Genomic DNA, 19,259 nt, shown 5'->3' with positions numbered 1-19,259 from the left:
GTCTGCGTGCGGACCACCATGCCGTTCTCGGCCGGCGTGGTGGTCCGCACGCAGACGGACAAGCTCGCGCGCCTGCGCAAGGGCGTGATGGAGCTCTACATCTCCGACCACCCGCTGGACTGCCTGACCTGCGCCGCCAACGGCGACTGCGAGCTGCAGACCCAGGCCGGCAACGTGGGCCTGCGCGAGGTGCGCTACGGCTACGACGGCGACAACCACGTCAAGCCGACCGCCGAGAAGTACCTGCCCAAGGACGAGTCGAACCCGTACTTCACCTACGACCCGTCGAAGTGCATCGTCTGCAACCGCTGCGTCCGGGCCTGCGAGGAGGTGCAGGGCACCTTCGCGCTGACGATTTCCGGCCGCGGCTTCGACTCGCGCGTGGCCGCCGGCCCGACGAACTTCATGGAATCCGAGTGCGTCTCCTGCGGCGCCTGCGTCCAGGCCTGCCCCACGGCGACGCTCCAGGAGAAGTCGATCCACCAGCACGGCCAGCCCGAGCACGCCGAGGTGACGACCTGCGCCTATTGCGGCGTCGGCTGCGCGTTCAAGGCGGAGATGCAGGGCAACCGCGTCGTGCGGATGGTGCCCTACAAGGGCGGCAAGGCCAACGAGGGCCATAGCTGCGTCAAGGGCCGCTTCGCCTACGGCTACGCCACCCACAAGGACCGCATCACCAAGCCGATGATCCGCGACAAGATCACGGACCCCTGGCAGGAGGTCTCGTGGGAGGTCGCGATCGATCGCGCGGCGTCCGAGTTCAAGCGCATCCAGGCCAAGTACGGCAAGGATTCGGTCGGCGGCATCACCTCGTCGCGCTGCACCAACGAGGAGGCCTACCTCGTCCAGAAGCTGGTGCGCGCCGCCTTCGGCAACAACAACGTCGACACCTGCGCCCGCGTCTGCCACTCGCCCACCGGCTACGGACTGATGTCGACGCTCGGCACCTCGGCCGGCACGCAGGACTTCAAGTCGGTCGAGCAGTCGGACGTCATCCTCGTCATCGGCGCCAACCCGACGGACGGCCACCCGGTCTTCGGCTCGCGCATGAAGAAGCGCCTGCGCCAGGGGGCCAGGCTCATCGTCGCCGACCCGCGCCGGATCGACCTGGTGAAGTCGCCCCACATCAGGGCCGACTACCACCTGCCCCTCAAGCCCGGCTCCAACGTCGCCTTCATCAACTCGATGGCCCACGTCATCGTCACCGAAGGGCTGATCGACGAGGCCTACGTCCGCGAGCGCTGCGAGCTGGCCGACTTCGAGTCCTGGGCCCGGTTCGTGGCCGACGAGCGCCACTCGCCGGAGGCGCAGGAGCAGTATACCGGCGTCGACCCCGCCGACCTGCGCGCGGCCGCCCGCCTCTACGCCACCGGCGGCAACGCCGGCATCTATTACGGGCTCGGCGTGACCGAGCACAGCCAGGGCTCGACCATGGTGATGGGCATGGCCAACATCGCCATGGCCACCGGCAACATCGGCAAGCTCGGGGCCGGCGTGAACCCGCTGCGCGGCCAGAACAACGTCCAGGGCTCCTGCGACATGGGCTCGTTCCCGCACGAGCTGCCGGGCTACCGCCACGTCTCGGACGACGCCACCCGCGACAGCTTCGAGGCCCTGTGGGGCGCCAAGCTCGACGCCACGCCGGGCCTGCGCATCACCAACATGCTCGACGAGGCGGTGGAGGGCACCTTCAAGGCCCTCTACATCCAGGGCGAGGACATCGCCCAGTCGGACCCCGACACCCACCACGTCACGTCCGGCCTGATGGCGATGGAGTGCATCGTCATCCAGGACCTGTTCCTGAACGAGACCGCCAAATACGCCCACGTCTTCCTGCCGGGGGCCTCCTTCCTGGAGAAGGACGGCACCTTCACCAACGCCGAGCGCCGCATCTCGCGCGTGCGCAAGGTGATGCCGCCGATGGGCGGCTACGGCGACTGGGAGGGCACGGTGCTGCTCTCCAACGCCCTCGGCTACAAGATGGAGTACACGCACCCCTCCGAGATCATGGACGAGATCGCCGCGCTCACCCCGAGCTTTGCCGGCGTCAGCTTCGCCAAGCTCGACGAGCTCGGCTCGGTGCAGTGGCCCTGCAACGAGAAGGCGCCGATGGGCACGCCGATGATGCACGTGGACCGCTTCGTGCGGGGCATGGGCCGCTTCATGATCACCGAGTTCGTGGCGACCGAGGAGCGCACGGGCGCCAAGTTCCCGCTGATCCTCACCACGGGCCGCATCCTGTCGCAGTACAACGTCGGCGCGCAGACCCGGCGCACCGAGAACTCCCGCTGGCACGAGGAGGACGTGCTGGAGATCCACCCCTTCGACGCCGAGCTGCGTGGCATCGTCGAGGGCGACCTGGTGTCCCTCGAGAGCCGGTCGGGCGACATCGCCCTCAAGGCGCGGGTCTCCGAGCGGATGCAGCCGGGGGTGGTCTACACCACCTTCCACCACGCCAAGACCGGCGCCAACGTCATCACCACCGACTACTCGGACTGGGCCACCAACTGCCCCGAGTACAAGGTGACGGCGGTGCAGGTGCGGCGCACCAATCGGCCCTCCGACTGGCAGGCGAAGTTCTACGAGGAGGACTTCTCGCTCACGCGCATCGCCCAGACCCTCGACGCGGCGGAATAGGGCTTCGCCATGAGCGCGCTGACCAACGACGAGAAGCTCGTCCGCATGGCCAACCAGATCGCCGCCTTCTTCCGGTCCTACCCGGACGAGGAGGCGGTGGCGGGCATCCACAAGCACATCGTCGCCTTCTGGACCCCGCGGATGCGGGCGAACCTGGCGGCATGCCTGCCCGGCATGGGCGACAAGGTGGATTCCCTCGTGGTGCAGGCCATGCACCCCGACGAGCCGAAGGGCGAGAGCCCGGTCCGGGCCGCCACCCGCGATCCGCAGAAGCTCGGCGAGGGTGCGAGCGACGCGGGCTGACGCACCGCTCCGCCGGCATGGCCTCCGGTCAGGGCACCGATGGCGGCGGAGCGCGGTCTTTTCCGTACAGGCAAGGATGATCGGTACTCTTCGGACCTGTACCGCGATGGCTTTGCTGAACACCCAAGGCTAAGGTTTCCCCCGGCCGTAGACTCGACCATGAAGTCGACGCCGGGAGGAGAATCTGCATGAACGTGCGAGTCGCGGACGCGCGCCCGCTCGCCGCGGCGTCGCCGGGTCGGCTGTCGCGGGAAGCCATCGTGGCCAAGCCCGGCTTCAACCGCTGGCTGGTCCCGCCGGCGGCCCTGGCGATCCACCTCTGCATCGGCATGGCCTACGGCTTCTCCGTGTTCTGGCTGCCGCTGTCGCGGTCCATCGGCATCACCGCCTCGAAAGCCTGCCCCGACCTGACCCTGCTCTCGGCGCTGGTGACCACCACCTGCGACTGGCGGGTGGCCGACCTCGGCTGGATGTACACCCTGTTCTTCGTCTTCCTCGGCGCCTCGGCCGCCGTCTTCGGCGGCTGGCTGGAGCGGGCGGGGCCGCGCAAGGCGGGCCTCGCGGCGGCCCTCTGCTGGTGCGGCGGCATGGCGATCTCGGCGCTGGGCATCTACCTGCACCAGCTCTGGATGATGTGGCTCGGCTCCGGCGTGATCGGCGGCATCGGCCTCGGGCTCGGCTACATCTCCCCCGTCTCGACCCTGATCAAGTGGTTCCCCGATCGGCGCGGCATGGCCACCGGCATGGCGATCATGGGCTTCGGCGGCGGCGCGCTGATCGGCTCGCCGCTGGCCGCGATCCTGATGGACTGGTTCAAGACGCCCACCTCCGTCGGCGTCTGGCAGACCTTCCTGGTGATGGCGGCGGGCTATTGCGTGTTCATGACGGCCGGCGCCCTGGGCTACCGCGTGCCCCCGGCCGGCTGGAAGCCGGAGGGCTGGACGGCGCCCGCGACCCGGGCCGGCATGATCACGAACCGCCACGTCCACCTCGACGACGCGCACAAGACCGTGCAGTTCTGGCTGATCTGGGCGGCCCTGTGCCTCAACGTCTCGGCCGGCATCGGCGTCATCGGCATCGCCTCGCCGATGCTGCAGGAGATCTTCGGGGGCTCCCTCGTGGGCGCGCCGGGCGTCGGCTTCACCGCGCTCGATGCCACCCAGAAGGCGGGCGTGGCCGCGATCGCGGCGGGCTTCGTCGGGCTGCTGTCGCTGTTCAACATCGGCGGGCGCTTCTTCTGGGCGTCGCTTTCGGACAAGCTCGGGCGCAAGACCACCTACGCGATCTTCTTCGCCCTCGGCATCGCACTGTATGCCGCCGCCCCGTCCTTCGCGGCCGCCGGCTCGCAGGCTCTGTTCGTCCTGTCCTTCTGCGTCATCCTCTCGATGTATGGCGGGGGCTTCGCCACGGTGCCGGCGTATCTGGCCGACATCTTCGGGACGCAGTTCGTCGGCGCGATCCACGGCCGGCTGCTTACCGCCTGGTCCACCGCCGGCATCGTCGGCCCGGTGGTGGTGAACTACATCCGCCAGGCGCAGGTCGATGCCGGGGTGAGCGGATCGCAGCTCTACGACCGGACCATGTACATCCTGGCCGGCATGCTGGCGCTGGGGTTCGTGGCCAACCTCCTGATCCGGCCCCTGAAGGAGCACTGGTTCATGAAGGAGGCCGACGTGGCGGCCCTGGAGGCCAAAGGCGCGGCGGTGGCGGGCGCGCCCTCCGGCTCGTTCGGCATCGGGCGGGGCGGCCTGACCCCGACGGCGCTCGCGGCCTGGGCCGTGGTCGGCATCCCCATCGCCTGGGGCGTGTGGATCACCCTCAGCAAGGCGCTCATCATCTTCCGCTGAGCCTGCGATCCGGCCGCGGCCCGTTGAGGCGGCGGCCGCTCCCCTCTACGGTCCCGCGTGCCGCATCCCCTGCCCCGGCGGCCCGGATGGCACCGTGATCGACAAGCTGGACTTCCTGCTCGCGCTCTCCCGCGAGCAGCATTTCGGCCGTGCGGCCGAGACCTGCGGCGTGACCCAGCAGACCCTCTCGGCCGGGGTGAAGCAGCTCGAGAACCGCTTCGGGGTGCAGCTCGTCCTGCGCGGCTCGCGCTTCCAGGGTTTTACGCCCGAAGGCGAGCGGGTGCTCGAATGGGCCCGCCGGATCGTGGCCGACAGCCGGGCCATGCACGAGGACGTGGCAGGACTCCGCCGCGGCCTCACCGGGCACCTGCGCATCGCGGCCATCCCCACGGCGCTGCCCATGGTCGCGAGCCTGACCACCCCCTACCGCGCCCGGCATCCGAACGTGCGGCTCACGGTGGAATCGACCACCTCGGCCGACATCTTCTCGCTGCTGGAGAACCTGGAGGCCGATGCCGGCCTGACCTACCTCGACAACGAGCCGCTGGGGCGCGTCATCGCCGTGCCGCTCTACCAGGAGCGCTACCGCCTGGTGACTGCCGCGGGCGGCCCCTACGACGACCGCTCGTCCGTCACCTGGGCGGAGGTGGGGCGCATCCCCCTCTGCCTGCTCACCCCGAACATGCAGAACCGGCGCATCATCGACCAGCAGATCCGCGAATCGGGCGCCGAGCCGGCCCCGACGCTCGAATCGAACTCGATGATCGTGCTGATGACCCACGTGCGCACCCTGCGCTGGGCGAGCGTGATGCCGGCGATCCTGGTCGACGCCCTCGGCACCATGGCGGGCGTGCGCGCGATCCCGATCACCGCTCCGGACCTGGAGCACACGATCGGCCTCGTCGCCCCCAAGCGCGACCCCTCGACGCCGATGGTGACGGCGCTGGTCAGCATCGCGCGGACGCTGGCCAAGACCCTCGACGGCCCGGACGGCGCCCCACCGGACACGACCGGCTGAAAACACGAAGAGCCCGGACGGCGGCGCCGTCCGGGCTCGTGTTCCGTGCCGGCCGGCCCGGTGGTTCGCTCAGTACTTGGCGATGACCGCGCGGGCGGGGGCGACGGGCGGGGGCACGTCGAGGGTGAAGCGGTAGTTCACGCCGACCTTCACGAGGTCGCCGGTGTTCTGGGAGGAGAGGAACGCCTGGTTCGCCTGGCTGGGGAAGTTGGCGTAGCGCTTGGCGTCGAGCTCGTAGTGCATGTACTCGGCCTTGGCCGTCCAGTTCTTGGTGATCGCGAACTCGAAGCCCGCGCCCACGGTCCAGCCGGTGGAGAAGGTGCTGACGGCGGAGTTCGGGAACTGGCCCGTGGTCAGGATGTAGAGGGGCTGGCTGTTGAAGTTGTTCCTCTGCCGCTCGGAGGTGTCGGCGAAGGCCGCGCCGCCCTTGGCGTAGAACAGCGTCCGGTCCAGGGCGTAGCCGATGCGGGCGGTCGCCATGTAGAGGCTGTCGGTGTTGGTCTCGCAGGAATAGACGAAGCCGCCGCCGCCCGTGCCGCAGCTGCGCCCGCCCCTCGCGTTGGTCCAGCCGGCATCGCCCGCGATGCCGACGACGAGGCTGCCGAACTGGTAGTCGGCCCCGATCTGGCCGCCGGCATAGACGCCGGCCGCGTGCGGGTTGACGGTCTGGACGTCGTCCAGGAAGAAGGCCGCCTGGGTCTGGCGGGTCTGGCTCCACAGGCCGCCCACCGAGCCGCCGAGGCTGAAGCCCGACCAGACCATGGGGCCGTCCAGCGACGGGACGAAGGACGGGGCGCCGTCCTTGCTGATCAGGGCGCGGGGCGCGCCCTCCGGGTTGAACTGGTAGCGCAGGCCGCCGCTGATGCCCCAGCCCTCGACGCGCTCGCCGGTGCGGTAGTCGCCGCGGACGTAGCCGAGCCAGCCGGTGTTCAGGACCTGGCCGGCGATGCCCGCCGAGAACTGCCCGTAGGTGCCGATGCGGTAGGTCGAGAGCCGGCCGCTCTGCTCCAGGGGGGTGTAGAAGCCCGGCGCCGAGCCGGTGCCGGTGCCGAGCACCGGGTCGACGCCGGTCTGGAGGATCGAGCGGACCGCGCCGCCGAACTCGTTGATGACGCTGGCGGTGAAGAACGGCTGCAGGGCGTAGCCGCCGACGATGACGTTCTTGCCGACGCGCAGGCTGGCGCGGGCGAGGATGCTGTCGAAGTCCTGCACCTTCACCGAGGTGGGGGCGGCGAAGGAGGGGCTGTTCAGGAGGAAGAGCGCGCCGCCGGTCTGGAGGGTGTCGACCTTGACCTCGGAGTAGACGGCGCCCGCCGACGGCTCCACGAACCAGCCGTCGGCCAGGGGGAACTGCTGCCCGACGTTGCCGGTGATGCTCAGGCTGCGCGCGTCGAGGCGCTGGTTGGACAGGGTGTTGTTCGGGTCGTTGAGCAGGCCCTGGTAGAAGTCCCAGCGCACCTGCCCGTCCGCGAAGAAGCCGCCCTTGGTGATCGCGGCGTAGATGCCGACGAACGGGGTCTGGAAGTCGGCCCGGAAGGTGCCGTTCGAGCGCACGGCCGACTCGGTGTAGCCCATGGTCACGCCGCCGTGGATGTTGGCGCCGTCGATGTTGAGGCGGGCGATGTCCGCGCCCGTCTGGAATCCGGAATAGTCCTGGTAGGTGCGCACGTTGCACGATCCGCCCGCCGCCACCGGCGTGGTCGGGGAGGCGTCGCGCAGGTAGGCGCCCGGGGTGCTGGTGTCGAAGGTGCCGCCGACGCCGCGGACCCAGACGCCGCCGCCCTGCTGGCCGGGGGCCGGGTTGGCCGGCGCGCCGATGAAGCCCGAGGTCTGGGTCAGGAAGGCGGTGTTCTGGGTGGTCAGCACGGCCACGAGGGACTGCACGCCCGAGACCGTCGAGTTGATCGGCAGGCCGAAGGTGGCCGGCAGGCCGCCGACGACGCCGCTGCCGTTGGGCGGGGTGACGCACTGCGCGTGGACGGCCGACGCCGTCATCACCAGCAGCATCGCGGTGCCGCTGCGCAGGAGGACCCGCCGGGCCGAGCCGCCCGACCCCGAATGAGCACGCGATGCTCTGATCATCAGTCTATCCCGCCCCGATATCGCCCACCCGCCCTTCTCGGGCGTGACGGACGATTGAATCATGGATGCCATAATCCCGAGATTGGGCGGCTTGAGAAGCCGAGACTTGGCCTCGGAGAGACGGAGGCGGCGAATGTGGCACCCGCGCCACATTTTCGAATGCGTCACAATCATCGTTCCGGGCAAGACCGACCCGATTTCAGGTTGTGCACAAACGTTCGCGGATCGGTCGATTCGAACTATTCGCGAGAGACCGAATATATTGCTGCGATCCTTCGCAGGACATCCGGGATAGTCCTGTTCGTGCAACCGCAGCGTCGTTTCCGCTCGATCGACCGGAACCGAGCGATTCCGCCGGTTCCCGGATCGGAGGGCAAAGCAAAGACCCGCCTCCGGTGGAGAAGCGGCTTGGCGGATCGAGGCGTGGGACGATCGCCGGTCACGGCGTCCGGTCGAGGAAATCCCGAAAGTAGCCGATCGTGCGCGTCAGGCCCTCCCGCAGGGGGACGGCCGGCTCCCAGCCGAGCACGGCCCGGGCCTTGGCGATGTCGGGCCGGCGCTGGCGCGGATCGTCCGGCGGGAGCGGCCGGTGGACGATCCGCGAGCGTGACCCCGTCAGGGCGATCACCTGTTCGGCGAGTTCCCGGATCGTGAACTCGCCCGGATTGCCGACGTTGATCGGGCCGGTCACCTCGGGGCCCGTCTCCATCATCCGGATCAGGCCCTCGACGAGGTCGTCGACGTAGCAGAACGAGCGCGTCTGGCGCCCGTCCCCGTAGAGGGTGATGTCCGCGCCCGTGAGGGCCTGGACCACGAGGTTCGAGACCACGCGCCCGTCGTTGGGGTGCATGCGCGGCCCGTAGGTATTGAAGATCCGCACCACCTTGATCTCCAGGGCGTGCTGGCGGTGATAGTCGAAGAACAGCGTCTCGGCGCAGCGCTTGCCCTCGTCGTAGCAGGAGCGGTAGCCGATCGGGTTGACCCGGCCCCAGTATTCCTCCGGCTGCGGATGCACCTCCGGGTCGCCGTAGACCTCGGAGGTCGAGGCCTGGAGCACCTTGGCCTTCAGCCGCTTGGCGAGCCCCAGCACGTTGATCGCCCCGTGCACGCTGGTCTTCGTCGTCTGCACCGGGTCGAACTGGTAGTGCACCGGGGAGGCCGGGCAGGCGAGGTTGTAGATCTCGTCCACCTCGACGTAGAGCGGGAAGGTCACGTCGTGGCGCATCAGCTCGAAGCGCGGCTCACCGATCAGGTGCGCGACGTTGAGTCGGGTGCCGGTGAAGAAGTTGTCCACGCACAGGACCTCGTGGCCCTGCGCCAGCAACCGTTCGCAGAGGTGCGAGCCGAGGAAGCCGGCCCCGCCCGTGACCAGGACCTTCTTGGTGTCTGCGTAGCGCATGGCGGCCGGGTCCGTTCGAGACGATCGTCCGCGATCCATGCGGGCCCCGGCGGAGCGGGCGCAAGGCCGATCCGCTCAATCGGCCTTCCGATCCGCAGGCCCGCGACGGCCGAGGAACCGGGCTCACTCGGGCGGCGAATGGTCGTCCGACTCGTCCGGGGCGTCGGCGGGCTTCTTCGTCTTCCCGCTTCCGCCGAACAGGTCGGCGATGTCCGCGAGGGCGACCAGCCCCTCCAGCAGGGCGATGACGCCGCGGGCGAGCCAGTACACGCCGCCGAGGAGCGCACCGATCAGATCCAGGATCTCGTCCACCACGGCCGCTCCCGCATATCCGGCCGGCCCTTCGGAGGGACGGCCCGACGACCGCTTTTAAGGCAAGTCCGGACGCCCGGCGGTGCCGAAGGTCACGGGGGCGCGCTTCAGCGCGCCAGCTCCTTCAGCCCGAGCCGGATCAGGACCTTGGCCTCGGCGCCTTCGCCCGCCCCCTTCAGGGCGGCGGCGATGGCCGCGGCGGCCTGGATCTGCGGGTAGCCGAGGTTGACGAGCGCCGAGATCGCATCTGCCACGGGCTGGGGCGCCGTGCGCTCCTCCACCGCGCCGGCCAGCGCGATCAGGGCCGGGTCGAGGGGCGCGAAGGCCGGGGCCTTGTCCTTGAGTTCGGCCACCAGCCGGGCGGCCAGCCGCGGGCCGACGCCCGGCGCGCGGGCGACCGAGACCTTGTCGCCCATGGCGATGGCCGAGGCCAGGGCATCGGGCTCCAGCACCGTGAGCACGGCCAGCGCCACCCGGGCGCCCACCCCCTGCACGGTCTGGAGCAGGCGGAACCACTCGCGCTCCGCGTCCGAGCGGAAGCCGTAGAGGCGGATCATGTCCTCGCGCACGTGCGTCTCGATCGACAGGGCCGCCGCCTCTCCGGCCTTGGGCAGCCGCTGGAGGGTGCGCGCCGAGCAATGCACCACGTAGCCGACCCCCTGGACGTCGAGGACCACGAAGTCCTCGCCGTAGGAATCCACGATTCCCTTGAGCTTGCCGATCATCGGTGCGTTCCGCCTTCGGGTCCGTCGGGTCCAGACCGGGCCTGACATCCTCGCCGGATGCCTACAGAAGCGCGCAGGCCCGCGCCATCGCTCCCTTGAGCGCGGGAGAGCTTCATGGAATCACGGCGCGGACTTCGGAGGCCGGCGATCCCCGCCGGCGTCGATGGGATGCGAGACACGATGCGCAGAACCGCGCTGCTTCTGGCCCTGTGCCTCCTCGGTGGGCCCGCCGTCCTGCCCCTCGGCGCCGCGGACGGGCCGCCCGGCCCGACCACCGACCCGACGCAGGTGCGCCCCGGCGCCTACCGGCTGGACCCGGCGCATGCCAAGATCACCTGGTCGCTCAGCCATCTCGGCTACTCGACCTATTACGGCCAGATCACCGACGTGTCGGGCACGGCCAGCCTCGACCCGAAGGAGCCGGCCAAAAGCCGGCTCAGCGTCACGGTCGGCATCGACAGCGTCACCGGCCTCAACCCCAAGCTCGATGCGCACCTGAAGACGCCCGACTTCTTCGACGCCGTGAAATTCCCGACCGCGACCTTCGCCAGCACCTCGGTCGAGCCGACGAGCCCGACCACCGCCCGCGTCACCGGCGACCTGACGCTGCGCGGCGTGACCAGGCCGGTGGCCTTCGACGCCACCTTCAACCAGGCCGGCACCAGCCCCGTCGACAAGGCCTACACGGTGGGCTTCGACGGGCGGGCGGTGATCAAGCGCTCGGATTTCGGCATCAACGCCTTCCTCCCCATCCTCGGCGACGAGGTGACCCTGCGGCTCGAAGGCGAGTTCAAGGCCGCGGAATAGCTGCGGCACGGGGAGTCGGCGCGGCGAGGGAAGGCCGGTCGGCAAGACGTGATCGCGTCGAACCGGGCCGGAGCTTCCGCCCGTCGCGGGGATCGTGGCAGATGCGCGCAGGTCGCGTCGACCTCGGAATCCGAACGCCCATGGCCAACCGCGAACCCCTCCTGAATCCGGTCCCGATCGCCGAGCTGCGCCCGACGCAGATGACGGTGGGATTACGCGAGGTCGAGGAGAAGCGCCGCCGCTGGCGCGAACACGATCCGGACAAGAAGGCGGCCTTCCTCGGCGCGCACATGATCCCGACGCTGCTGGGGCCGAAGAAGCGCCACTACGTCATCGACCACCACCACCTCGCCCGCGCCCTCCAGGAGGAGGGCGTCGAGAGCGTGCTCGTGACGGTGGTGGCCGACCTGCACCACCTCGACAAGGACGCGTTCTGGACGGTCTGCGACCACAAGTCCTGGGTCCACCCCTACGATGCGGACGGGGTCCGGGTCGGGTTCAAGGACATCCCGAAGGCGATCGCGGCGCTGGCCGACGACCCGTTCCGGAGCCTTGCCGGCGAGTTGCGCCGGGCGGGGGGATTCGCCAAGGACACCACCCCCTTCAGCGAGTTCCTCTGGGCCGACTACCTGCGCCGCACCATCAAGGCGAAGCGGGTCGAGGGCGATTTCTCCGCGGCTCTCGAAGAGGCGCTGCGCCTCGCCAAGGCGCCGGAGGCCGGCTACCTGCCGGGCTGGTGCGGACCGGTGCCGGGCTGAGGCGCCCACTCGCTGCCGGCGAAGAAGCCCCGCAGCCCTTCGGCCACGGGGCTCGGCCGGCAAGCCGGGTCAGGTGAAGAAGCTCGCGTTCACCTGATCGGGCCGGATGCCGGACAATTCCACGACGCCGCCGCCCGAGAGCCGCAGTTCCGCGTTCCCGAATTGCTGTTGCACCACGGTGTAGCTCTGCCCCTGCAGGTCGAGCCGGTCGCCCTCCGCCTGGTTGAAGCCGAGGACGAAGTCGCGGCCCGAGTCCGGGCCGAAGACGTAGCGGTCGGCGCCGAGGTCGCCGGACAGCACGTCGTTGCCGCGGTCGCCGAAGAGGACGTCGTCGCCCTGCCCGCCGTAGAGCGTGTCGAAGCCCTGGCCTCCGTAGAGGGTGTCGGCCCCCTTGCCGCCCAGCAGCAGGTCGTTGCCCTTGAAGCCGAGGATTTCGTCCGCCCCGGACGTGCCGGGCAACGTATCCGCCCCCAGCGTGCCTTTGATCGTCGCCATGGCCTTGTCGCGCTCTCAGATCGTGTGGACGGCGGCCCTCACGGTCGCCGCCCCCGATCTACGCGGGGAAGCCTTTCCGAATCCGTCACGCTCCGTCCTGGGAAAACGGCGGGACCGCCTCAGATCCCCCAATAGGGCGCGGCGTTGTAGTAGCGGTGGACCCGCTCCTCCCAGGCCCGGTCCTCGGCCGGGTCGGTGCCCTCCGGCGAGCGGGGCGGGGCGTCGCGCAACTGCTCTTCGGTGATGTCGACCACGTAGGCGTCTTGGCTCGGCTCGAAGCGCAGGACGCTCCACGGCAGGGTGTAGAAATCCCCGCCGAGCCCCAGGAAGCCGCCGAAGCTCATCACCGCGTAGGCGACCCGGCCCGAGGCCTTGTCGAGCATCAGCCGCTCGATGACCCCGACCCGCGCGCCGGACGGCCGCCGCACGTCGGTGCCGATGACGCGGTCGCTGGCGATGAGGCTGCGGGATCGATCCGCGCCGTCCGTCGTCGTCTCCATGGCTTTCGTCCTCGCGCCCGTGGCCTGCCGGAAAAACGCCCCGGCTACGGGTGACGTTCCAGGCCCAAGTCTAGACCGGGCACCCCGACGCTCGCGCACCGCGTCGACGGACTCGGATTCGCTGATCTGCCTTTCCCGACCGAATTCGTCACATCGAGATATTGTTGTCGTGCTCGACGCCATGTTTTGGGTAATCGAAAATTCGTCCGCTGATTGACTTTTTTACTCACTGATCCAGAATAAATTTCCGAATCCAAGTCGGAAAAGTTTTTCGATCAAGATTATTATCCATTGTAATAATCGATGAAGAAACAATAATGACGATCAATAGAAGGTTCTTTTTCGAGGAAGTAAAACCGCGTCTCTTCGATGGGTCGATGAGGACGAATCAGGTCTCATCCTTGAGCGGCATCCTTGATGCGTGGGAGGCACGATCAGGACGATCCGACGATCGTTGGCTGGCCTACATGCTCGGGACCACGCATCACGAGACAGGTCGCACCATGCAACCCGTCCGCGAGACCTTCGCCGCCACGGATGCGCAGGCCATCGCGATCCTCGATCGCTCCTGGCGGGCGGGCAAGATGCCATGGGTCGACAAGGCGTACTGGACGCCCGACGCTCAGGGCAAATCCTGGCTCGGCCGTGGCTTCGTTCAACTGACGCACAAGGCAAACTACGAGAAGATGGCCGCAATAACCGGGGTCGATCTCGTCAACCACCCGGATCTTGCCATGACAGTCGGAGTGGCAACGAAGATATTGATCGACGGCATGATCGCGGGATCGTTTACCGGAAAAAAGCTCGGGGATTATTTTTCTGCGACGAAAGAGGACTGGGTGAACGCCCGGCGGATCATCAATCGAACCGAGCGGGCCGAGCTCGTGGCCAGCTACGCCCGGAAATACTACGCTGCGATCAGCTATACGACTTAGGGGTTCCCGCCAGGGCTCGACGTCAAGGCGAGCGAGCCCTCGTGCCTGCGTCGGCCCATTTCCCGGCCTCGACGCGCGGGCATCAGACGGGATAGTTTCAGCCCATGCTGAAACAGCCGCGTTCCGTCCCCCTCGCCGCCGCCTTCGGCATCCTTGCATCCCTATCCTGCGCGCACGCCCAGGACCGGGGCAGCGTCAACCCGAAACCCCTGCCGCCCCTGGAGAACCCGGACGCGCCCTCGACGCCGGCCAAGGCCCTGTTCGGCCGGGTCACGGGTCCGGCCTCCGGCCCGGCCCACGCCTACGGCTCCTATGCCAAGGGCTGCTTCTCGGGCGGGGAGGCCCTGCCGATGGACGGGGCGACCTGGCAGGTGATGCGCCCCTCCCGCAACCGGATGTGGGGCACGCCCTATCTCGTGGACTTCCTGGAGCGGCTGGCAGGCAAGGCCCCACGGGTCGGCTGGGCGGGCTTGCTCGTCGGCGACATGTCCCAGCCCCGCGGCGGTCCGATGCTGACGGGGCACGCCTCGCACCAGCTCGGCCTCGACGCCGACGTGTGGCTCACGCCGATGCCGGACCGCCGCCTCAGCCGGCCTGAGCGCGAGGAGACCTCGGCCACCAACGTGGTGCGGGAGGACCGCCTCGACATCGACCCGGGGGTGTGGGCGCCGGAGCACCTGAAGCTGATCCGGCTCACCGCCGAGCAGCCGGAGGTGGCCCGCATCTTCGTCAACCCGGCGATCAAGAAGGCGCTGTGCCGCGAGGCGACGGGCGGCCGCGGCTGGCTCTCGAAGGTGCGCCCGATGTACGGGCACAACTACCACTACCACATCCGCCTCGCCTGCCCCGAGGGCCAGGATTCCTGCGGCGACCAGGCGCCCCCGCCCTCCGGCGACGGCTGCGGCGAGGAACTGGCCTACTGGTTCAGCGACGCGATCATGAACCCGCAGCCGCCCAAGACGAAGCCGCGGCCCCGGCCACCGATGACCATGGCCGCGCTTCCAGCCGCCTGCCGGGTCGTGCTCAAGGCCCGCTGATCATACCGGCGGCGCGCCTGCCGACGGCCGAGGGCAGACGAGTCGAAGCCCGCGGCCGTCGGTATCAGAGGGCGGGAACGGCCGCGCGGGGATCGTGCCGGGCGAGGCGCGCGAGGAGGTACTCCACCTCCGCGATCGCCTTGCCGCCCATCGCGCCCGCGGGCTTGCGCTGCGCGTCCGAGGCGATCAGCCCACGCCGGGCCATCACGTACTTGCGCACGGCCAGGCCGATGCCGGGCTGCTGCTCGTAGCGCAGGAGCGGCAGGTGCGCGTCGAACAGGTCGTGGGCGGCGTCGCGCTCGCCGCTCGTGGAGAGCCGCACCACGTCCACGAGCATGTCGGGGAAGGCGTAGCCGGTCATGGCGCCGTCCGCGCCGCGCTCGCACTCGAAGTCGAGGAAGAGGCCGCCGTTGCCGCACAGGATCGCGATGGGCCGCATCGACCCGTCCGCCTCGAAGCCGCGCAGGGCCGAGATCTTCTCCAGCCCCGGCCAGTCCTCGTGCTTGAGCATGACGCAGGCCGGGTTCTCCGACACGATCCGGCGGATCACGGCGGGCGTCATCACCACCGTGAAGTTCAGGGGATAGTCCTGGATGACGAAGGGCACGTCGGCGCCGATCGCCTCGGAGGCCTGGCGGTAATAGGCGGCGATCTGGTCGTCGGTGCGCAGGGTGTTGGGCGGCGCGATCATCACGCCGGCCGCCCCCGCATCCATGGCGCTGCGGGCGAGCGACCCCATCGCGGCAAAGCCCGGCGCCGAGACGCCGACGATCACCGGGAGCCGTCCGGCCCGCGCGATGAAGCGCTTGGCCACGTCGAGCGCCTCGGCATGGTCGAGCTTGGGCGCCTCGCCCATCACGCCGAGCACCGTCAGGCCGGTGGCGCCGACCTGACCGTAGAAGTCGGTCAGGCGGTCGATCGAGTCCAGGTCGATCCCGCCATCGGGGTGGAACGGCGTCGGCGCGATCGGGAAGACGCCGCGTTCGGTCACGTCCAGGCGCATCGTCCCCTCCCCCTGCTTCCACCATGTCTCATGGGTCACGACCCATGAGGTCCGGCGGACGGCCGCCGCCCCGCAGTCGCGGGGGCAAGCCTCGATGAGCGATCCTCATCGAGGCTTGGCATTATCGGCCCGGCGCCGGCCCGAATCACTTGTCGTGGTGGCCGGCCGCGACCCGGTCGGTCAGCGCCATCAGGATGCCGGAGACCACGAAGACCATGTGGATGCCCACCAGCCAGCCCAGTTCCCGGTCGGTATAGGCCTTCACGTCCATGAAGGACTTGAGCAGCTGGATCGCCGAGATCGCCACGATCGAGGACATCAGCTTGAGCTTCAAGCCGGTGAAGTCGATCGTGCCCATCCATTCGGGCCAGTCCTTGTGGTCCGTATGGTCGAACTTCGAGACGAAGTTCTCGTAGCCTGAGAACATCACGATGATGAGCAGCGAGGCGGTGAACGAGAGGTCCACCAGGGTCAGCACGCCCAGGATCGTCTGCGACTCGTTCGACTCGATGGCGTGGAGGATGAAATGGCCGAGCTCCTGCAGGAGCTTGACCAGCAGCACCACCAGCCCGATGCCGAGGGCCGCGTAGAAGGGCGCCAGCAACCAGCGGGAGGCGAACAGCACCCGCTCGAACGCGCGTTCCAGACCGCCCATCTCGTCTCCCGCCGTCGCTGATCCGGCGGCGGTTTGGCACGCGGGGGCGACAGCGGCAAGACGAAGCGTGAGCGGAGGGTCTATGCCGCGACGCCGGTCCCGATCGGGCAGCTCACGCCGGTGCCGCCCAGCCCGCAATAGCCGGCCGGATTCTTGGCGAGGTACTGCTGATGGTAGGCTTCGGCGAAGTAGAACTGCTCCAGCGGCACGATCTCCGTGGTGACCGGCCCGAAGCCCTTGGCCCGCAGGGCCTCGCCGTAGGCCGCGCGTACGGCCTTGGCCGTGGCCTCCTGGCCGGGCTCCGTCAGGTAGATGCCGGAGCGGTACTGCGTGCCGACGTCGTTGCCCTGGGCCATGCCCTGGGTCGGGTCGTGGCTCTCGAAGAACGTCGCCAGCACCGATTCGAGCGGCAGGATCGCGGGGTCGAAGGCCACCAGCACCACCTCGTTGTGGCCGGTGCGGCCGGAGCAGACCTCCTCGTAGGTCGGGTTCGGGGTGTAGCCGCCGGCATAGCCCACCGCCGTCACGAACACGCCCTCCGGCAACTGCCAGACCTTGCGCTCCGCGCCCCAGAAGCAGCCGAAGCCGAGCACGATCGTCTGCGTGCCCGCAGGATAAGGCCCCTTCAAGGGATGGCCGTTGACGAAATGGGTCTCGGCCGTGGGCATCGGGGTCGCGCGGCCGGGCAGGGCCTCGGCGGCTGTCGGCATCTCGGGGCGCTTGCGGAAGAGGTACATCGGGCTGCCTTCGGAAGGGTTCGGGATTCCTCCGGATATGGGGTGCGCGGGGGCGTTCATGAAGCGGGGCGCGCTCACGGCCGGGTGAGGAAGCCGATCGGCTCGCGGGCGGGCTGGCCGAGCCAGAGCAGGACGGCCCCGAGGCCGAGGCCCAGCAGCGAGGCCGGCGCCAGGGTGAGCGGCAGCACCAGGAGGTTCCAGAGCCAAGGCGCGAGCCCCTCGACGCCGGCCTGGAGGGCGCTCGCCTTGTCCTTGAACAGGGTGAAGAGCACCTCGCTCAGGGGCGTGACCCGCAGGCCGTTGTTGGCGATCGAGCGGGCGCCGTCATAGACCAGCGCGACGAAGCCGCCGGCCAGGAACAGGAAGCCGAGGGTTCGGCACAGGAAGCGGAGCATTCGCGCGTCTCGGGACTCTGTCGGACCGGCCGATCCCGGTGGAGTATGGGCCGCGCCCGCCCGGCGCAAGCGGTTGCCCGCGCCCCGCCCGCATGCCAGACGGCGGGCCGGGACAGGGCATGGCGGGGTCCGCGTTGGGCGTGCGAGCGGGCAAGGAAGCGATCGAGACGGTGGGGACCGGGCCGGCCCTGGTGATCTTCGATTGCGACGGGGTGCTCGTCGACAGCGAGCCGATCAGCCTCGCCTGCCTCACCGCCGGCCTGAACCGCATCGGCGTCGGGATCGACGTGGAGACGGTGCGCGCGCGCTTCGCCGGCACCTCCATGGCCTCGATCATGGGCCATATCGAGACGGATTACGGTGTTGCCGCGCCGGACGGTTTCGTCGAGGCCGTGAAGGCGGAGACCCTGCGGGCCTTCGACGCGGAGCTGCGCGCGATGGCCGGCGTGGCGCAGGCCGTGGCCGCCATCGGCGTGCCGACCTGCGTCGCGTCGAGCAGCGATCCCGTGCGGCTGCGCCACTCCCTCGGCCTGACCGGGCTGCTGCCGCTGTTCGAGGGCCGCGTCTTCTCCTCCAGCGAGGTCCCCCGCGGAAAACCGTTCCCGGACCTGTTCCTGCATGCGGCAGCCTGCATGGGGGCGGCACCGGAGACCTGCCTCGTGATCGAGGACAGCGTGCCGGGCGTCACCGCGGCGCGGACTGCCGGCATGCGGGTGCTCGGCTTCACCGGCGGCGGCCACTGGGCGCACGACCCCACCGGGGCCGACCTGACCCGGGCGGGCGCGGCGCGGGTGTTCTCCGACTATCGCGACCTCGGCCCGCTCGTCGCCGGCACTTGAAGCCGCAAGTGCCTGCCACCGGCCGTCGCGGGATCGTCATCCTGCCACGGAGGCCGTTGATTTCGAAAGATCTTTCCCGTTGACCGGAGGCGGTCACGGCGGCATCCTGAAGGTGTCGAAGGCTGGTTCGCAGCTCTCTTCGACCGCGGTGATTTGAAGAGCGTAGCTTGCGCCGCGTCATCAAACGCTAATGCACTGCGAAGCCGGTGTGCTTCGTGGTCCTTCCTGCTCCGGAGGACTGTGTCATGACCTCGCGCTCCCAACGCATCCGGATTCCGAACACCTGCGGGGCCGCCCGCGGCGCCCATCGTTGCTGTCGACGCTGACGTAACGGACCCGTCCCGAACGCAAAGCCCTCGACCGCAATCAGCGCCGGCCCCGCCGGCCGCAGGAGTTCCTCGTCCGATGCCCAACCTTCACGCAAGCGCCCGTCCCGCCACGCCGCCGGGTGACCCCTTCACCGACCGGCTCGCCGACCGGGCCCGCAACCGCCTCCACGCGGAGCCCGCGCCGACGCGCATCATCGAGATCGGCGAGGTCGCCGCCGGCATCGCCGTGCCGGAGCGCGGAGGCGTCCGCTTCTTCTCCTCCGCCCGCGATTTCGACAGCCTCGACGGCACCGTCTTCCGCAGCACCGAGCAGGCGGCACGCGCGGCCCGCGACCGTTTTCGCGAAGTCACGCAGCCTGCCTCCCGCCGCGCGAGGCCCCTGGCGCGACGCCTCGAAGCGGTCTGAGCGGCACTGCACCGATCCCGACCGATGGTCGGGATCGGCG

The 19,259-nt window shown here is 69.5% G+C and carries 20 protein-coding genes; 10 read left to right on the top strand and 10 right to left on the bottom strand.

The features are described 5' to 3' along the window. The 4 genes from fdhF to COGEMETH_RS06685 all read left to right on the top strand — a co-directional run. Positions 1-2,637, top strand: a 2,637-nt coding sequence (gene fdhF, locus COGEMETH_RS06700; RefSeq protein WP_238181829.1) for a formate dehydrogenase subunit alpha, incomplete at its 5' end; no start/stop codon positions are given. Between the two features lie 9 nt (positions 2,638-2,646). Then, complete coding sequence (locus COGEMETH_RS06695) at positions 2,647-2,940, top strand: formate dehydrogenase subunit delta (protein WP_238181828.1); 294 nt, start codon at positions 2,647-2,649, stop codon at positions 2,938-2,940. Between the two features lie 188 nt (positions 2,941-3,128). Further along, positions 3,129-4,787 carry an OFA family MFS transporter gene (locus tag COGEMETH_RS06690; protein WP_238181827.1) on the top strand — a complete coding sequence of 553 codons (1,659 nt, stop codon included), beginning with the start codon at positions 3,129-3,131 and terminating at the stop codon, positions 4,785-4,787. 94 nt (positions 4,788-4,881) lie between these two features. Next, the gene (locus COGEMETH_RS06685) at positions 4,882-5,805 is read left to right on the top strand and encodes a LysR family transcriptional regulator (protein WP_238181826.1); all 924 of its coding nucleotides are present in this window, start codon (positions 4,882-4,884) and stop codon (positions 5,803-5,805) included. Positions 5,806-5,874: 69 nt separating this feature from the next. Here COGEMETH_RS06685 and COGEMETH_RS06680 read toward each other — a convergent pair whose 3' ends face one another. The 4 genes from COGEMETH_RS06680 to ruvA all read right to left on the bottom strand — a co-directional run bounded on the left by COGEMETH_RS06680 (position 5,875) and on the right by ruvA (position 10,323). Beyond that, positions 5,875-7,887 carry an autotransporter domain-containing protein gene (locus COGEMETH_RS06680; protein WP_238181825.1) on the bottom strand — a complete coding sequence of 671 codons (2,013 nt, stop codon included), beginning with the start codon at positions 7,885-7,887 and terminating at the stop codon, positions 5,875-5,877. Positions 7,888-8,326: 439 nt separating this feature from the next. Next, complete coding sequence (locus COGEMETH_RS06675; protein WP_238181824.1) at positions 8,327-9,286, bottom strand: UDP-glucuronic acid decarboxylase family protein; 960 nt, start codon at positions 9,284-9,286, stop codon at positions 8,327-8,329. Positions 9,287-9,409: 123 nt separating this feature from the next. After that, positions 9,410-9,598 (bottom strand): hypothetical protein, encoded by a 189-nt coding sequence (locus COGEMETH_RS06670; RefSeq protein ID WP_238181823.1) that lies wholly within the window; start codon positions 9,596-9,598, stop codon positions 9,410-9,412. A gap of 107 nt (positions 9,599-9,705) precedes the next feature. Next, the gene (gene ruvA, locus COGEMETH_RS06665; RefSeq protein WP_238181822.1) at positions 9,706-10,323 is read right to left on the bottom strand and encodes a Holliday junction branch migration protein RuvA; all 618 of its coding nucleotides are present in this window, start codon (positions 10,321-10,323) and stop codon (positions 9,706-9,708) included. Between the two features lie 180 nt (positions 10,324-10,503). Here ruvA and COGEMETH_RS06660 point away from each other — a divergent pair, with 180 nt between their 5' ends. Continuing rightward, positions 10,504-11,130, top strand: a complete 627-nt coding sequence (locus COGEMETH_RS06660; RefSeq protein ID WP_238181821.1) for a YceI family protein — start codon at positions 10,504-10,506, stop codon at positions 11,128-11,130. A gap of 140 nt (positions 11,131-11,270) precedes the next feature. Continuing rightward, positions 11,271-11,888, top strand: a complete 618-nt coding sequence (locus tag COGEMETH_RS06655; RefSeq protein WP_238181820.1) for a ParB-like protein — start codon at positions 11,271-11,273, stop codon at positions 11,886-11,888. A 69-nt stretch (positions 11,889-11,957) separates the two neighbouring features. Here COGEMETH_RS06655 and COGEMETH_RS06650 read toward each other — a convergent pair whose 3' ends face one another. Then, positions 11,958-12,383, bottom strand: coding sequence for a calcium-binding protein (locus tag COGEMETH_RS06650; protein ID WP_238181819.1), 426 nt, complete (start codon positions 12,381-12,383; stop codon positions 11,958-11,960). A 119-nt stretch (positions 12,384-12,502) separates the two neighbouring features. Beyond that, positions 12,503-12,883 (bottom strand): PRC-barrel domain-containing protein, encoded by a 381-nt coding sequence (locus COGEMETH_RS06645; protein ID WP_238181818.1) that lies wholly within the window; start codon positions 12,881-12,883, stop codon positions 12,503-12,505. Positions 12,884-13,284: 401 nt separating this feature from the next. Here COGEMETH_RS06645 and COGEMETH_RS06640 point away from each other — a divergent pair, with 401 nt between their 5' ends. Both COGEMETH_RS06640 and mepA read left to right on the top strand, forming a co-directional pair. Beyond that, the gene (locus COGEMETH_RS06640; RefSeq protein ID WP_238181817.1) at positions 13,285-13,818 is read left to right on the top strand and encodes a glycoside hydrolase family 19 protein; all 534 of its coding nucleotides are present in this window, start codon (positions 13,285-13,287) and stop codon (positions 13,816-13,818) included. A gap of 104 nt (positions 13,819-13,922) precedes the next feature. After that, positions 13,923-14,855 (top strand): penicillin-insensitive murein endopeptidase, encoded by a 933-nt coding sequence (mepA, locus tag COGEMETH_RS06635; RefSeq protein WP_238181816.1) that lies wholly within the window; start codon positions 13,923-13,925, stop codon positions 14,853-14,855. 64 nt (positions 14,856-14,919) lie between these two features. On the opposite strand, the gene COGEMETH_RS06630 is transcribed toward mepA, so the two are convergent. From COGEMETH_RS06630 to COGEMETH_RS06615, 4 genes are all read right to left on the bottom strand, one after another. Further along, a complete protein-coding gene (locus COGEMETH_RS06630) occupies positions 14,920-15,858 on the bottom strand; it encodes a dihydrodipicolinate synthase family protein (protein WP_238181830.1) in 939 nt (312 codons plus the stop codon). Between the two features lie 145 nt (positions 15,859-16,003). Continuing rightward, on the bottom strand, positions 16,004-16,513 hold the full coding sequence (locus tag COGEMETH_RS06625; RefSeq protein ID WP_238181815.1) for a TIGR00645 family protein: 510 nt from the start codon (positions 16,511-16,513) through the stop codon (positions 16,004-16,006). An 80-nt stretch (positions 16,514-16,593) separates the two neighbouring features. Beyond that, entirely contained in the window at positions 16,594-17,250 is a 657-nt protein-coding gene (gene msrA / locus COGEMETH_RS06620) for a peptide-methionine (S)-S-oxide reductase MsrA (protein WP_238181814.1), read from the bottom strand. Positions 17,251-17,324: 74 nt separating this feature from the next. After that, a complete protein-coding gene (locus tag COGEMETH_RS06615) occupies positions 17,325-17,645 on the bottom strand; it encodes a PetM family of cytochrome b6f complex subunit 7 (RefSeq protein WP_238181813.1) in 321 nt (106 codons plus the stop codon). Between the two features lie 119 nt (positions 17,646-17,764). Here COGEMETH_RS06615 and COGEMETH_RS06610 point away from each other — a divergent pair, with 119 nt between their 5' ends. After that, a complete protein-coding gene (locus tag COGEMETH_RS06610) occupies positions 17,765-18,484 on the top strand; it encodes an HAD family hydrolase (protein ID WP_238181812.1) in 720 nt (239 codons plus the stop codon). Between the two features lie 405 nt (positions 18,485-18,889). Next, positions 18,890-19,219, top strand: a complete 330-nt coding sequence (locus COGEMETH_RS06605; RefSeq protein WP_238181811.1) for a hypothetical protein — start codon at positions 18,890-18,892, stop codon at positions 19,217-19,219. Positions 19,220-19,259 lie beyond the last annotated feature (40 nt).

This window comes from Methylobacterium trifolii (genome assembly GCF_022179685.1).
Classification (GTDB): domain Bacteria; phylum Pseudomonadota; class Alphaproteobacteria; order Rhizobiales; family Beijerinckiaceae; genus Methylobacterium; species Methylobacterium trifolii.
The sequence above is the reverse complement of the archived record's forward strand: the minus strand, read 5'-3'. Positions and strand labels throughout refer to the sequence as shown.

Coding starts and splice junctions, on each gene's coding strand:
- COGEMETH_RS06695 (WP_238181828.1), top strand. CDS start 2,647: ATGAGCGCGCTGACCAACGACGAGAAGCTCGTCCGCATGGCCAACCAG.
- COGEMETH_RS06690 (WP_238181827.1), top strand. CDS start 3,129: ATGAACGTGCGAGTCGCGGACGCGCGCCCGCTCGCCGCGGCGTCGCCG.
- COGEMETH_RS06680 (WP_238181825.1), bottom strand. CDS start 7,887: ATGATCAGAGCATCGCGTGCTCATTCGGGGTCGGGCGGCTCGGCCCGG.
- COGEMETH_RS06675 (WP_238181824.1), bottom strand. CDS start 9,286: ATGCGCTACGCAGACACCAAGAAGGTCCTGGTCACGGGCGGGGCCGGC.
- ruvA (WP_238181822.1), bottom strand. CDS start 10,323: ATGATCGGCAAGCTCAAGGGAATCGTGGATTCCTACGGCGAGGACTTC.
- COGEMETH_RS06660 (WP_238181821.1), top strand. CDS start 10,504: ATGCGCAGAACCGCGCTGCTTCTGGCCCTGTGCCTCCTCGGTGGGCCC.
- COGEMETH_RS06655 (WP_238181820.1), top strand. CDS start 11,271: ATGGCCAACCGCGAACCCCTCCTGAATCCGGTCCCGATCGCCGAGCTG.
- COGEMETH_RS06650 (WP_238181819.1), bottom strand. CDS start 12,383: ATGGCGACGATCAAAGGCACGCTGGGGGCGGATACGTTGCCCGGCACG.
- COGEMETH_RS06645 (WP_238181818.1), bottom strand. CDS start 12,883: ATGGAGACGACGACGGACGGCGCGGATCGATCCCGCAGCCTCATCGCC.
- mepA (WP_238181816.1), top strand. CDS start 13,923: ATGCTGAAACAGCCGCGTTCCGTCCCCCTCGCCGCCGCCTTCGGCATC.
- COGEMETH_RS06630 (WP_238181830.1), bottom strand. CDS start 15,858: ATGCGCCTGGACGTGACCGAACGCGGCGTCTTCCCGATCGCGCCGACG.
- COGEMETH_RS06625 (WP_238181815.1), bottom strand. CDS start 16,513: ATGGGCGGTCTGGAACGCGCGTTCGAGCGGGTGCTGTTCGCCTCCCGC.
- msrA (WP_238181814.1), bottom strand. CDS start 17,250: ATGTACCTCTTCCGCAAGCGCCCCGAGATGCCGACAGCCGCCGAGGCC.
- COGEMETH_RS06615 (WP_238181813.1), bottom strand. CDS start 17,645: ATGCTCCGCTTCCTGTGCCGAACCCTCGGCTTCCTGTTCCTGGCCGGC.
- COGEMETH_RS06610 (WP_238181812.1), top strand. CDS start 17,765: ATGGCGGGGTCCGCGTTGGGCGTGCGAGCGGGCAAGGAAGCGATCGAG.
- COGEMETH_RS06605 (WP_238181811.1), top strand. CDS start 18,890: ATGCCCAACCTTCACGCAAGCGCCCGTCCCGCCACGCCGCCGGGTGAC.